14 protein-coding genes and 1 pseudogene are annotated in these 12,136 nt (G+C 68.6%); 5 read left to right on the forward strand and 10 right to left on the reverse strand.

The window, feature by feature from the left end; all coding sequences use genetic code 11:
- Positions 1–86: 86 nt before the first annotated feature.
- Positions 87–1,328: pseudogene (locus tag ACGFYH_RS36785) on the forward strand (mobilization protein); the annotation flags it as partial.
- A gap of 103 nt (positions 1,329–1,431) precedes the next feature.
- Positions 1,432–1,812, forward strand: a complete 381-nt coding sequence (locus ACGFYH_RS36790) for a hypothetical protein (RefSeq protein ID WP_393807525.1) — start codon at positions 1,432–1,434, stop codon at positions 1,810–1,812.
- A 255-nt stretch (positions 1,813–2,067) separates the two neighbouring features.
- Here the strand turns inward: ACGFYH_RS36790 and ACGFYH_RS36795 are convergent, their stop codons facing one another.
- Both ACGFYH_RS36795 and ACGFYH_RS36800 read right to left on the reverse strand, forming a co-directional pair.
- Entirely contained in the window at positions 2,068–2,889 is an 822-nt protein-coding gene (locus tag ACGFYH_RS36795; RefSeq protein ID WP_393807526.1) for a DUF317 domain-containing protein, read from the reverse strand.
- A 67-nt stretch (positions 2,890–2,956) separates the two neighbouring features.
- Positions 2,957–3,310 (reverse strand): DUF317 domain-containing protein, encoded by a 354-nt coding sequence (locus tag ACGFYH_RS36800; protein WP_393807527.1) that lies wholly within the window; start codon positions 3,308–3,310, stop codon positions 2,957–2,959.
- A 189-nt stretch (positions 3,311–3,499) separates the two neighbouring features.
- Between ACGFYH_RS36800 and ACGFYH_RS36805 the strand changes: the two genes are divergently transcribed.
- The gene (locus ACGFYH_RS36805; protein WP_393807528.1) at positions 3,500–4,204 is read left to right on the forward strand and encodes a nucleotidyltransferase domain-containing protein; all 705 of its coding nucleotides are present in this window, start codon (positions 3,500–3,502) and stop codon (positions 4,202–4,204) included.
- 48 nt (positions 4,205–4,252) lie between these two features.
- Here ACGFYH_RS36805 and ACGFYH_RS36810 read toward each other — a convergent pair whose 3' ends face one another.
- The 6 genes from ACGFYH_RS36810 to ACGFYH_RS36835 form a co-directional block, all read right to left on the reverse strand.
- Complete coding sequence (locus ACGFYH_RS36810; RefSeq protein ID WP_393807529.1) at positions 4,253–5,206, reverse strand: FAD-dependent oxidoreductase; 954 nt, start codon at positions 5,204–5,206, stop codon at positions 4,253–4,255.
- A gap of 581 nt (positions 5,207–5,787) precedes the next feature.
- Entirely contained in the window at positions 5,788–6,375 is a 588-nt protein-coding gene (locus tag ACGFYH_RS36815) for a class IV adenylate cyclase (RefSeq protein WP_376361568.1), read from the reverse strand.
- An 11-nt stretch (positions 6,376–6,386) separates the two neighbouring features.
- Positions 6,387–7,049, reverse strand: a complete 663-nt coding sequence (locus tag ACGFYH_RS36820; protein WP_362099897.1) for a class I SAM-dependent methyltransferase — start codon at positions 7,047–7,049, stop codon at positions 6,387–6,389.
- Positions 6,967–7,608: a hypothetical protein gene (locus tag ACGFYH_RS36825; RefSeq protein WP_393807530.1), complete on the reverse strand. Its 642-nt coding sequence runs from the start codon at positions 7,606–7,608 to the stop codon at positions 6,967–6,969. Before ACGFYH_RS36825 ends, ACGFYH_RS36820 begins: the two co-directional genes overlap by 83 nt.
- A complete protein-coding gene (locus ACGFYH_RS36830) occupies positions 7,601–8,503 on the reverse strand; it encodes a radical SAM protein (protein ID WP_393807531.1) in 903 nt (300 codons plus the stop codon). Before ACGFYH_RS36830 ends, ACGFYH_RS36825 begins: the two co-directional genes overlap by 8 nt.
- A gap of 72 nt (positions 8,504–8,575) precedes the next feature.
- Positions 8,576–9,301, reverse strand: a complete 726-nt coding sequence (locus ACGFYH_RS36835) for an HAD family hydrolase (protein ID WP_393807532.1) — start codon at positions 9,299–9,301, stop codon at positions 8,576–8,578.
- 98 nt (positions 9,302–9,399) lie between these two features.
- On the opposite strand from ACGFYH_RS36835, the gene ACGFYH_RS36840 reads away from it, so the two are divergent.
- Positions 9,400–10,173, forward strand: a complete 774-nt coding sequence (locus ACGFYH_RS36840; protein ID WP_186777808.1) for a helix-turn-helix domain-containing protein — start codon at positions 9,400–9,402, stop codon at positions 10,171–10,173.
- Complete coding sequence (locus tag ACGFYH_RS36845; RefSeq protein WP_142199944.1) at positions 10,160–10,627, forward strand: NUDIX hydrolase; 468 nt, start codon at positions 10,160–10,162, stop codon at positions 10,625–10,627. Before ACGFYH_RS36840 ends, ACGFYH_RS36845 begins: the two co-directional genes overlap by 14 nt.
- Here ACGFYH_RS36845 and ACGFYH_RS36850 read toward each other — a convergent pair.
- On the reverse strand, positions 10,615–11,178 hold the full coding sequence (locus ACGFYH_RS36850) for an HD domain-containing protein (RefSeq protein ID WP_393807533.1): 564 nt from the start codon (positions 11,176–11,178) through the stop codon (positions 10,615–10,617). The genes ACGFYH_RS36845 and ACGFYH_RS36850 overlap by 13 nt on opposite strands.
- Before the next feature lie 66 nt (positions 11,179–11,244).
- Positions 11,245–11,934, reverse strand: coding sequence for a hypothetical protein (locus tag ACGFYH_RS36855; RefSeq protein WP_393807534.1), 690 nt, complete (start codon positions 11,932–11,934; stop codon positions 11,245–11,247).
- Positions 11,935–12,136: the final 202 nt, after the last annotated feature.

The raw sequence follows: 12,136 nt of genomic DNA on the forward strand, positions 1-12,136 counted from the left end.
ACGGCGCCCGCTTCAAGAACGGTCACCTCGTCGAACGCCCCGAAGTCACCGCAGCCTGAACAACCCCACTGATCCACAACTCTTGACAATTACTCACCGGCGACGGCACCGCCGCCCAGCGGCCCACCAGCGCCGAACGCCACAAAGCCCAACGGGAAGGCCGCAAGCGCACTGCGCGTGAGGAACTGCGCGAGACCGTGCGCCGCGCCGTCGCCGGCACCGCGTCCACGGAGGAGTTCTTCGACCGCCTGGCCGCCGCCGGTCTGCTGATCCGCAAGCGCGTCGCGCCCTCCGGCGACCTGCTTGGCTACAAGGTCGCCCTGCCCGACGACCGCAACAAGGACGGTGAGCCGGTCTTCTACTCCGGTTCGAAACTCGCCTCCGATCTGTCCCTGCCCCGCGTCCGCGAACGCTGGACGCTTCCCGCGGACGCTGCTTCGGCGGACGACGGCTCCGGGCCGGCGCAGCCAGCCCTGCCGGACGTGACCGGCCCCGCGTTCGCGCGGCGCCGGGCCACCGCAACCACCTGGCAGGCCCTGCTGATCATCGACCACGGCGACGACGGCACGGCAGCCGCCCAGATAGCCGCGGCGGGGGAGATCCTCGACGCGCTCGCGAAAACGTCCGCCGCCCACACCCGCGCTGAACTCCGCGAGGCGGCCTTCGCGTTCGAGCGGGCCAGCCGCTCCCACGTGAGGGCCGTACGCGGGCATGACCGGGCCCTGCGCCAGGCCGCCCGCGATCTCGTCCACAGCGGGCCCGCCCTCGGCCGAGGGGAAGACGGCGCCACCACCGCCATGCTCATCGACATGGCCTTCTTCCTCGCCACCGCCGCGGCGAACTGGCACGCCAAGAAGCACCACAGCCAGCAGGCCGCAGCCGCCCGACAAGCCGCCGAACATCTGCGCGCCGCCTACCAGGCCGCCGCCGGTGAGCCCATGGCTGCACTAGGCCAGCGAGGCCAGCGCCTGGCCCCGCGCGTCCGGCAGCGGCAGGCCGACCTTGTTCGCCACGTGCTACCGGAGCTTGCCGAACGGATCCAGGCCGAGGCCGGCTGGCCTGCCCTGGCCACCACCCTCGACGACGCCCGGAAGGCCGGCCACGACCCGGCAGCTCTGCTGGCTGACGCTGCCCGGCGGCGCGAGGTCGACACCGCCACCTCCATCAGCGACGTCCTCGTCTGGCGCCTGCGCCGCAGCGCCCATCTGCCCGCCCTACCCGAAAGCTCCCACGAGACGCCCGCCCGAGGCAGTGGACGCCAGGGGCCCTCGGCGCCCAGCACGCCGCTGACGCAGGGCACTGTGAACCATTCCAGCCGCCGCCGCTGACCGGAAAGCGGCGCAACATAGCCGACGATCGCCGGTTGGGCAAAACGGCGATCCTCCGGACCATTGATGCCTCCACTCCCCCACTCCCATGAGGAGCACCCGCATGCCCAAGACCCAAGCCCGACCGGAGATCGTCGTCCTGCTCTGCGACACGGACGTCGAACGCCAGCGTGAGACCAGCAAGTGGTACCACCTCGACGGGCGCCCGTTCAGTAAAGACGAGCTGCGCCTCCTCCGCAGGGCCACTCGCGCCGAGTTCGACGAGATTAGGACGCAGCACAAGCGATACGCGGACTACCGGCGCACGATGGACGAAGCTCCGGATGCCCTCGACCAGTTCCTGGCCCCGTTCTGGGAGCGACTCGACGTGAAGAGGCTCGGCAACGCCGTCGAGCTCATGAATGAGGACGAGCGAGCCGAGCTCGATCGCCTCCTCGGGCTCATCGTCGACCCAATCCGCCCCTTCACCCCCTACGCCTTCTGACCCTGGCCCCCGCGCCGATACGTACCCAACGCGCTGGTGACCGGCTCCAAAGACCGATCCGGCATCTGACACAGAGGCGTGTGCGTCCCATGCGATAGCCGGTAGGACTCGTCACGCCGAACGAAGCACCAGGCGTGGAGGCGGACCGCTCTCAACAACCTCAGACCGTGACGCACGAGGACACCGACCAGGGCACAGCAGCATGAAGCCGGGCTTCCCCGAGGGGAGGCCCGGCTTCTATGCGTTGGATGGCCCTCAGCCGGCTGGAGCGCGCAGGAGCCGGTCATGGGTGCTCTCCGGCACCACCCGACGCAGCACCGGTGCGCTGGAACTGAGGGAATCGGCGAAGGCGGCGACGAGGTCGTGCGGCACGCTGGGGCCGAAGGACGCCGCCCACAGGTAGCCCGCTCCGAGCACCGGCTCCGCCCACGCCTGCCACCCGGCCAGGGCCGCCTCGTCTGCCTCAGCCACCATCGCGAGTGGGTCGCCATCCTGGATGAGGGGCGGCACCTCGCCGAGGCGGACGTGGGAGGCGAACGTCGGGTCCACCGCTCCCGTGCCGGGCTGGCCTACGTCACGCAGCCACCCGTGCGCCGTAACCGCGTCGAGGACCAGCTCGGGGGCACCGAGCGGCATGGCCGGCTGATCGCGGGCGTCGAGCGCGGCGAGGAAGGTGCCGAGGACCTCTCCCGGGACATCGGGGGTGAAGTAGGCCGACCACTGGGCGAGCGGGCTGCTCGGGTCCGAACGAGCGGACACCTGCCAGGCGATCGGCAGGTTCCCCAGGTGGAACGGCTCGTCCGGCAAGACCCACTGCGCCCACCGCAGGGAGTCGGGACTGATGTGCAGGACGGTGCTGCGCAAGACCTGTCGGTCCTCCAGTGCCTCGTCCGGCTGCTGGCGCCCGCGGACGATCGTCAGGCTCGTCCAGCCGAGGCCAGCGAGCGTATCGGCGACAGCGTCGTACAGGCGCCCGTCGTCACCGGCCAGGTGCCGTGGACCGACCCAGTACGCGGACGGGACGTTCGTCGGGCTGGGTGGGCCGATCGGGAAGTCGGGATGCAGGTACGCCTCCAAGAGCTTGGTGATTTTGATGCCGCTAGCGCGGACGTCGAGGGTGCCCGAGGGGCGGAGCCTCTGGCAGTCACAGCTGCGGGGACGTCTCCAGTACGCGAGCAACAGCGGCGGCGACGACATCGGCCGGCGTCTCGGTGTCGAAGGACATCTGGTAGCCGCGCACCTTGGCCGTACCGGTGACGGCGATCTTCCATCCCTCGCCGTCGGTGCCAGGGCGCCCGAGCGGGAACCATCCAAGGTAGAAGCGACCGTCCTTCGAATTGACGTGTACGTCCGCGCGGTCGTCCACGACCAGGTGGAAGTCGTCGGCGGAGAATTGATCCATCACGAGCGTGGCCTGGCCCGGGCCGAGCAGCCACTCGCGCAGCCGCAGGGCCTCGACAGTGGTGGAGAATCCGGGCCCCTGGGGCGCCGCAGTCACAGACAATCACCTCTCTGACCTGGTGCTTCGCGAGAAGGTCGTCCAGGTTCACATGCCGCTGCCGCGTTGGCCAGTCATTCGTGGATCTTCGCTGTCTGCCCCCGGCGAACTGAGACCCAGAGGGCGAGACATCGCAGTCGCACAGAGAAAGAGCGTGCGCGCGGCGGGGACAGTGCTGATAGTTGCCGCATGGATGCGATCGAGGCCGCACGCGCTGTCGTAGAGGAACATCACCCCGAAGCACGAGCCGCGTTCCTGGGCGGCAGCGTCGTGACCGGCCGCCGAACGGCCACTTCGGACCTCGACGTCGTGGTCCTGTTCCACGGAGCCCCAGCCCCCTACCGGGCGAGCCTCCAGTACGCCGACTGGCCAGTCGAGATGTTCGTTCACACCGAGGCGACGTGGCACGCATACGTCGAAAGGGAGCTGCGCAAGCGCCGGTCGCCGCTGCTGTGGATGTGTGCCGACGGGCTGCTGCTCTTCGACACCGATGGACTCGGAGCCCGCCTCGCCGCACAGGCCCGGAAGCTGACCGCCGCCGGACCACCCCCGGTGTCGTCGGAAGAGATCGACGACCGCCGCTACGCGATCACCGACCTCCTCGACGACCTCGCGGGAAGCCACGACCAGAGCGAGCGCCTGTTCATGGCGACCGAACTGGTGCGACGCACCGGTGAGCTGGCACTGGCCGTTGGCGGTTCGTGGGGTGGCGGTGGGAAGTGGCTGGCACGCCGCCTTGAGACAACCGCGCCAGGGCTCAGCACACGCCTCCACCACGGCCTACAGGAGGTACTGGACGGGAGAGTCGAGACCCTCGTGGCCGTCGTGGACGAGGTGCTCGGGCAGACCGGTGGCCGGTTGTGGTTCGGCTACAAGCGTGTCGGGGCGCTCTGAGCGATCCCGCGCTGCGGACGTCGCAACGTCTGTTCCTCCACGTGCAGATCACGCGATCGACAGCAGATCCCGAGTCTCCTCAGCGCACCCCCACGACAGAGTGACGCCAGCACCTCCGTGCCCGTAGTTGTGCACGACCACGGTGCCGTCCTCCCCCACCTCTTCCTCCACACGGACCGTGGCGCGGGTCGGTCGAGCGCCGACCCGGTGCTCCAGGACACGGGCCTGGGCGAGTCGGGGCTCGACCTCGGCGCAGCGGGCGAGGATACCGGCCGCCGCCTTGTCATCGGGGGCCGGATCGCCCTCGCCGTCGATCGCTGTGCCGCCCAGGACGACGTGGTCGCCGTGAGGATAGAAGCACAGCAGATCGGGCGAGAGGCCGGTGTCCTCGGAGAAGAACTCGGTCAGCCCGGGGTTGGTGACGACGACGTGCTGGCCGCGGATGGGCCGGAGGTCAGGGTCCGGAACCAGGTCGCGTGCCCCGAGGCCCGCGCAGTTGACGATCACCGAAGCCGGACCGGCGTCCGATAGCGAAGTCAGCCGTCGCCGCTCGACCACAACCCCGGCATCACGGAGCCGGCGCAGGAGGTAGTCGAGGTAGGTGGGCATGTCGATCAGTGGCACGGTGAACCGGTAACCCGCCGTGAACCCGGCCGGAAGTTCGTCCCGCTCACACGGTCGGAAGCCAGGCAAAGTGGTGGCCCAGTCCGGCGCGGCTTCGGCCGTGCGGGATGCCTCGATGCCACTGGTGAGCCGGACGCCCGTCGCCGGGTCCTGGGCCAGCTCGCGGAAGATCTCCAGGGACCGTTGCCCCCACTGGTCGACCTTGTCCTTCGGCTCGACCAGGTAAGGCCCCCACATCGCCCCGGCCGCCAGCGACGTGACCCCCGGCACCTGCTCGGCGATCACGTGCACCGAAGCCCCGGACTCGGCGAGTACGACGGCCGTGGTGAGCCCAGCCACCCCAGCCCCAACAACGACAACGCGCTCCCCTGCGGTCATGAGCCGACCGTAACGGCCTCTGCGCGTGAAGACGATGCGCGGGCGAGGTTGTCTCCGACCCACGAGTCCCGCGATTGACCACGAGGCATCCTGAGGACCTTCCAAGCGGGATGTACCCCCGCAGGCCCGCCCTGGTCACGGGGCTCATACCGCGGGGGACGGTAGGCACTTCCATGACCAGGGCGGGGGCTTAACCGCGGCGGAGGAAGCCTCGTCGGCCCCGATGTCTGCCGGCCCGCCGTGCTGAGGCGGACGCAGGGGAGGTGGCATCGCTCGGACCATCGCGGCGGGTTGGCTCGTCCCGGCTGAGGAGGGACTGCCAGACCCGCTCCTGGAGTGCTCGGATGCAGGGTCCGCATGCGTACATCGGCGCCTGGGCGCCTGCGACGCGGGCGGGGCCGATCCACAGAACGCGAGTCCACCGCTGTCCGCAGTAGAGCCAGCAGGGCCCGTCGACCCACTCGTTGCCGTCGTCCGTGGCTGCGGGGGCAGGCAGACCACCGCGTGCGAACTCGGTTATTCCGGGGATCACCCTGTGCCGTAATGCGGCTTCCGTGAGCATGGCTTGTCCGCTTCCCTGGTCAGTGGCTGCGGACAGCGGAGGAAGCGTCCTCCTGCTTCTCGGCGTCGGAGAACAGGAGGGTGGGCTCGGCGAGGATGTCGCGGCCGGCCTCGCTCTTGTAGATCTCGTCGACGCTGCCGAATCGGGCTTCGGAGTAGTCGAGGTCCAGCAGCGCGGCGGCCTGCCGGACCGATGCCTCGTCGGGCCCCTCGATCTCCAGGAAGGTGGGGAGGTCGGGCCAGGTGTCGAAGTCGAAGGCGACCTCGCCCAGGCGCCACTCCTCGCGGTAGTTCTCCTGGTAGCGGACTTCGGTGAGGCCGACCCGCCGCAGGATGTCGGCCATGGCGTGCAGGTCGGATACCTCGGTCTCGATCTCCTTGGTGCCGTCGATCGTGGTGGCGTCGGTGACCTGCTTGAGGGTGAGGGTCGACCGGGTGCCTTCGTCCCGGAGGCGGATCCAGGCCCCTCCGTCGAGGGAGTCGTTCTCGAAGATCTTGCGGGTGAGGAGGGTGCGGGGGAACGCCTGGACGGCTCCGAGGGCGGTCAGCTTGGCCTGGAGGCCCGCGGCATCGACGGCCAGGAACTTCGCCTCGTACTCGTGCTTCATGTGTCCTTCTCTCAGAAGTGGTCGGTGAAGGGGGACGTTCGTGCTGCCATGAGCAGGCCCATGCGATGGGTGTGGTCGTTCGGCTGGTCGACGTGGGCCCGTTCCGTGAACTCGTTCGTGCGCAGGGTGAGCAGGATTTCCCAGTCACTGATGAAGTGAGGGAGCAGGCGCTCGGGGGAGGTGTAGTGCTCGGTCATGTGGTGGCGTCTTTCGACGGGCATCATGAACTCCGCACCGAACACACCGCCCGGGCGGACCAGGCGTTGCATGCGGTCGACGAACTCGGCGAGCGGGCGGTGGTGGTTGGCACTGTAGTGCCACGAGCAGCTCGTCCAGACTGCATCGCACTGCACGCCCAGGGGCTTGCCCTCGAGGAAGTCGTCCTCAACCACGTGGACGCGGGAATGGAGTTCTTCGAGCTTCAGCCGGTCGATCAGGCCCATCGCGTGGGCTTCGCTGTCACCCGGAAGGCGTACCTCGCCTCCGTGCAGGGCGAGTGCGTCGCGTTCGATGGCGACCACGTGGTAGCCGGCGGCGGCCAGCGGCAGGACGAACTTGCCGTCGCTCGCGCCGACGACCGCGACGGTGGCGTCAGGGGCGACTCGCTCGCGCAGTGTGCCGAGGAACTGGGGGAAGAAGGTGAGGGTGTGCTCCCACAGGCTCTGGGTCTGCATGGGAGTTCGCTCCTTGCCTGTCGGTTTCTGTGATCACACGGAGGACCTCTTCGGGGCTGCGCCACGTGGTGTCGACGCGGCGCATCGGGAACGAGGCGTAGGCGTCGGTCACCTGGTCCGGGACGGTTTCGATCAGTGCGTCCCACTGCGTCGCGGGCTTGTCCCGGGCGGCCAGACGACGGCGGCGTTCGTCGTCGCCGCAGACGAGGTAGTACGTGACGGGTGTCGGGAGCCGGCGCGGCAGCGTGACGCCGAGCCGAGCCCCCATGGCCTGGTGGGTGGCGAGGCACCGGGCGAAGTAGCTCTCGACGACCACGGGGACGCCGGCGTCGAGGTGGCTCTGGATTTCCTCGGCCGCGGTGAACAGCGCGGAGAGGTAGAGGCACATCCGCGCGTCGGCATTGGTCCGCTGGTCCACGGCCGCCCTGAGGGGTTGGTACAGGGCGGGCACGGTGGGGACGAGGACGGCTTGGCGGGCGGCGGCGAGCATCGGGGCGATGGTCGACTTGCCGGTACCCCGTAAGCCCTCCAGGCTCTCGAATCGCGGGTGGTCAGGCACGGGCGTACACCACGTCCGGCACCGCGAGCGTGAGCTCGTCCGTGGCCGACGGCTGATGAACGATGCGGCCAGCGCTCTTCTCGTACCAGAAGGCGTGAGAGTCCTTGCCCACGGCCTTGCAGGACATGGTCAGGGCACCACGCGGGTCGGCCTCAATCCGGTCGATCTCGCGGGGTCCCCCCGTCGGGGCGCAGAGCTGCGGGGCGCCGTGCTCGGAGAGGTCCTCGTCGACGATCACCTCCAGGGGCAGGTATGCCGCCGCGAGCTCTTCGCGGAGCTGGCCGTAGGCGGCAGGCTCGGTGACCAGCAGCTCGGGGTGGTCGGCGGCATTGCCTACCGGCCGCAGGTGGTGGAGCTTGAGTTGCTGGACCCCGAGTCGGGCCAGGATGCCGGCGAGGGGGAGTACCTCACTGATGTTCCGTGAGGTCACGGTCATGGTCGCACCGGTCGGAACTCCGAGGTCCCGTGCCAGGCTCAGTGCGTTGAGGGCGCTCTGGTAGCTGCCATGCCTGCGGATGCCGTCGTTGGTCGATCCGACGCCCTCCAGGGACACCCGGAGGAGGTCCAGGTGCGGCGCGATCTCTGTCAGGCGTCGCTCGATCCGGTAGCCGTTGGTGCAGATCTCGACGCGCTGGCCCAGTTCCTCCTTGGCGTGGCGGACGACCTGCGGAAGGTCCCGGTGAACGAAGGGCTCCCCGCCGAGCAGGGTGACTTCCTCCGTGCCGTACTCGTCTCGCATCAGAGTGAGGAGGCGACTGGCTTCGTCGACGGTGAAGGCGTCCGCGTACTGAAGCCGCTTGCCGTGGAAGCAGTGCAGGCACGTGAAGTTGCAGCGGTAGAGCAGCTGCAGGTACAGCATCCGGATCTTCCTGATCCCGGTGATTTCCCTGATCACTTGGGCTCCTTCGGCTGGCTGCCTTTCGGGAACCCGATCGTGGCTGTCTACCCGGGGACCTCGTCACCGCGTTCAGGGACGGCCCGAGGACGTCCTGGGACGTCTTCCGTCACCTGCGAGCGACTCCAGGACGCTTAGAAGGCGCTTGGCGTCTGCCAGGTCCGGAAGGACCTCTGGGGCGCCGGCCGCTGCGAGTTCCGCGCGATCGTGCAGACCGGAGGCGACGGCGACGATCCCGCACCCCGTGGCCAGGGCAGCCTCCACATCGCGAGGGGTGTCTCCGACCAGGACGATGGGCGTGTCGACCCGGACGCCACGCAGCCGCTGCACTCGTTCGCGGGCGACCGCGACCAGATCGGGACGGAGATCGGCGTCCGCTCCGTAGGCGCCCACCGGCAGGTCCAGCAAGGGGTCGAGGTCGAACGCGGAGAGCTTCACACGGGCGTTGGCCTCGATGTTGCCGGTTAGGACAGAGGAGACCCAGCCGCTCCGCGCCGAGGCGGCCTTCAGTGCTTCATGGGCTCCTGGCAAGGCCCATCCGCGCGAACGCAGAGCATCCCGGCGCTCACTCCCTGCCCGTACGAGGGCAGCCTCAATGCCGGGCCAGTAGGGGACGGGCAGCCCATCCCGAACGAACATGTCGCGCATGATCAATCGATCCGTACGCCCCTCGGTGCGTGCCGGCCCCGTCGGCTCGCGCCCCGCCAGCGCCGAGAAGGCGGCGGCGTAGATCTCCTTGCTCACCCCCGCGTTCTCGATGAGGGTGTGGTCGATGTCCCACAGGACGATGAGCTCCATGACGCCAGCGTAAGCAGCAGCCGGTGACACTGTGATTCCGCGACAACGTCCCACAACGTCCTTGCGCGATCACGCGTTGCACCGCTTGCATGGTTTCTGTGAACGACCGACTGCATACCGTGCTCGCCCAAAGAGGGGTCTCACCCGATGCGCTCGCGGAGATCTGCGAGGTCGACCCCAAGACAGTGAGCCGGTGGCTGGGAGGACGGGTTCCTCACGCGCGGCATCGCTTTCGCGTGGCCGGTCATCTGCGCGTGGAGGAGACCTTCCTCTGGCCGACGCCCTCCAAGCGGCCCGGTCCACCCCGCGACGGATTAGGCACCGAACTGGTCGGCACCTACCAGAACCGAGCCAGCGTGCCGCGGGACGTATGGCTCTCGCTGCTGCGGGAGGCCCGGCAGGAGATCAGCGTCCTCGTCTTCTCGGGCACGTTCTTCGCACAGTCCAACCCGCACGTCGCCAAGATGCTCTCCGAACGCGCCGCCGAGGGCGTCCGGGTTCGCCTGTGCTTCGGTGACCCCGACGGACAGGCGGTCGCCGTCCGGGGCCGCGAAGAGGGAATCGGCGACACACTCGCCGCCAAGATCCGCGCCTCGCTGACGTACTACCGCCCCCTGCTGGGCGAGGCCGGGTGCGCGGTGCGTCTGCATGACACCACGCTCTACACGTCCATGTTCCGCTACGACGACGACCTCCTCGTCAATCCCCACATCTGGGGGCAGCCGGCCAGCGCCAACCCCCTCCTCCACCTCAGGAGAGCCGACGGCATGGGGTGGTTCGACAACTACGCTCAGAGCTTCGACGCCGTCTGGGCCGCCGCACGGCCATGGGCACCCGACCAGGAGAGGACCGCTGACCATGGGCAGGACTGAGTACTACAACGACCCGGCCGCGCCGAAGGCGAACACCCTCATCCCGGCCAGCAACCTGCTCGTCGCCGACGAGACGGGTGCCATCCTCCTCCAGCGCCGCCGCGACACCGGACAGTGGGCACTCCCCGGCGGAGCCCAGGACATCGGCGAGACCGCGGCCCAGTGCGCGGTCCGCGAGTGCCTGGAAGAGACCGGCATCATCGCGGAGATCACCGGCTTCCTCGGCGTCTACACCAACCCGAACCACATCGTCGCCTACACCGACGGCGAGATCCGCCAGCAGTACGAGAACACCTACATCGGCCGCCCTGTCGGCGGTGAGCCCACAATCAACGACGAGGCCGACGGTGTTCGCTTCGTCCAGCCCGCAGACCTGGACCAGTACGACATCCACCCGAGCATGCGCCAGCAGATCGGCGATTATCTCGCCGGCACTTATCCCTACCTCGGCTGAGCCGCCAGAGCGGCCTCGATCCTCTCGACAGAGGAGAAGATCTCCGGCGCCGCCCGCCGGATGAACCGACCGACCACGCTGTCCGCGCCATAACGGCCGACGATCTCCGCGACCCGTTCCCGCGCGATCGTCCGGCCGCCGTCGGGCGTCGTCGTCATGTCGCAATACACGAGGGCGTCCACCAACAGCGGATCGTCCAGCAACGGGAACTCCCTCGCCAACTCCTCCCGCAGCCCCCGTTCTTCCGCCTCCAGCAGCGCGAACGAGTGGTTCGCCACCAAGCAGATCAGCCTCTCGCAGGCACCGTGCTCGTCCCGTAGGAAGCGCGCGCCATCGAGCGGATGGAACCCGGTGGTCGCCAAGCGAGGCGCATATCCCACGTCATGCAGGATCGCGGCCGAGATCAACAGGTCAGCGTCCTTCCCCACGATCAGGCCGACCTCGGCCGCCCGGGCTGCGACTCCACAGCTGTGCGCCCACCGTCGTGGGAGCACATTCCCGAGTTCAGCCGCCGCAACTCGCCTGGCCCAGCCCACCATCTCCTCGCCCATGGCCTCTACATCCCCAGCCGAGTGCCTGCCAGTCGCATTGGTCCCCATCCCGCCTCAGTGGACCCGTCACTCGGCCGTGAGCTGAGCCGCCGGACGACAGGGCCGGCCCAAGAGGGCGCATCTCTGCTCAAAGTCCGACGGGAGCCAGCCGCGGCTCAGCAAGCGCGGGTGTGCGGGAAACGCCGTAATCGCGGCAACGACGAAAGCGAGCGATGCCCACGGCGTGTGCACGCGTGTCATCACCTGCTGGCCGCGCCTGCTGATAAAGCTCGTCTGGAAGGTGTCCGGAGCAACAAGTTCGATCGCGCTCAGAGCGCTCCAGTCGAGGTCGAGTTCGCATGTCGAGTTCGCGAAATGCAGCCTGCGTGGCGTGAGCGTCACTGCACCTGATCCGTCCACCACCCACCGTGGCTGCGCGTCACGCGCAGCCTGCCGGCGCCGCGTGGAGTTGCCCAACGCTGAGCCCACCAGACTCCCGATGACAAGTGCAGGACTGCCGACGGCGACCACATTGCTGTGCTGATAACGACCGTCTCCCAGGGCTCGCCAAGTCGAGCGCTGACCGGGGCCCACGGCAAGCGCACGGTCCCCTTGGTCCAGTCTTGCGGTCGTGGCGACCAAGGGGCGGCCAGAAAGGCGGCCTTCGAGCAGGTCGGCAAGGATGTCGCACGTGTGCCACAGATACTCGTCCAGCGGAGACCACGCCGACCGGTTCGCGTTCTCCGACGGCGGCGCGAAAGGGTTGGGTACTGTCACTTCGGCATCCGTCCGAGGATCCATCGATTACCTAGCGCGACCAACCTTATCCACGCCGCACTACGAGCGGGATGCCGTTCACCTAATGACCGAATTCGTTCGCTCGGTGAACCGCACCGGTTCCAGTAGAGACTCGATTTCATGAAAGGATCGAGTCATGGCACGACCTTCCCGTTATCCGCTTGAGCTGCGCCGTCGCGCG

It is taken from the genome of Streptomyces sp. NPDC048392, assembly GCF_043200575.1.
In the GTDB taxonomy this organism is placed as follows: domain Bacteria; phylum Actinomycetota; class Actinomycetes; order Streptomycetales; family Streptomycetaceae; genus Streptomyces.

Excerpts from the sequence above, each read along its gene's own strand:
- ACGFYH_RS36820 (WP_362099897.1), bottom strand. The coding sequence starts at position 7,049 with ATGCAGACCCAGAGCCTGTGGGAGCACACCCTCACCTTCTTCCCCCAG.
- ACGFYH_RS36850 (WP_393807533.1), bottom strand. The coding sequence starts at position 11,178 with ATGGGCGAGGAGATGGTGGGCTGGGCCAGGCGAGTTGCGGCGGCTGAA.
- ACGFYH_RS36815 (WP_376361568.1), bottom strand. The coding sequence starts at position 6,375 with ATGAAGCACGAGTACGAGGCGAAGTTCCTGGCCGTCGATGCCGCGGGC.
- ACGFYH_RS36835 (WP_393807532.1), bottom strand. The coding sequence starts at position 9,301 with ATGGAGCTCATCGTCCTGTGGGACATCGACCACACCCTCATCGAGAAC.
- ACGFYH_RS36805 (WP_393807528.1), top strand. The coding sequence starts at position 3,500 with ATGGATGCGATCGAGGCCGCACGCGCTGTCGTAGAGGAACATCACCCC.
- ACGFYH_RS36810 (WP_393807529.1), bottom strand. The coding sequence starts at position 5,206 with ATGACCGCAGGGGAGCGCGTTGTCGTTGTTGGGGCTGGGGTGGCTGGG.
- ACGFYH_RS36845 (WP_142199944.1), top strand. The coding sequence starts at position 10,160 with ATGGGCAGGACTGAGTACTACAACGACCCGGCCGCGCCGAAGGCGAAC.
- ACGFYH_RS36790 (WP_393807525.1), top strand. The coding sequence starts at position 1,432 with ATGCCCAAGACCCAAGCCCGACCGGAGATCGTCGTCCTGCTCTGCGAC.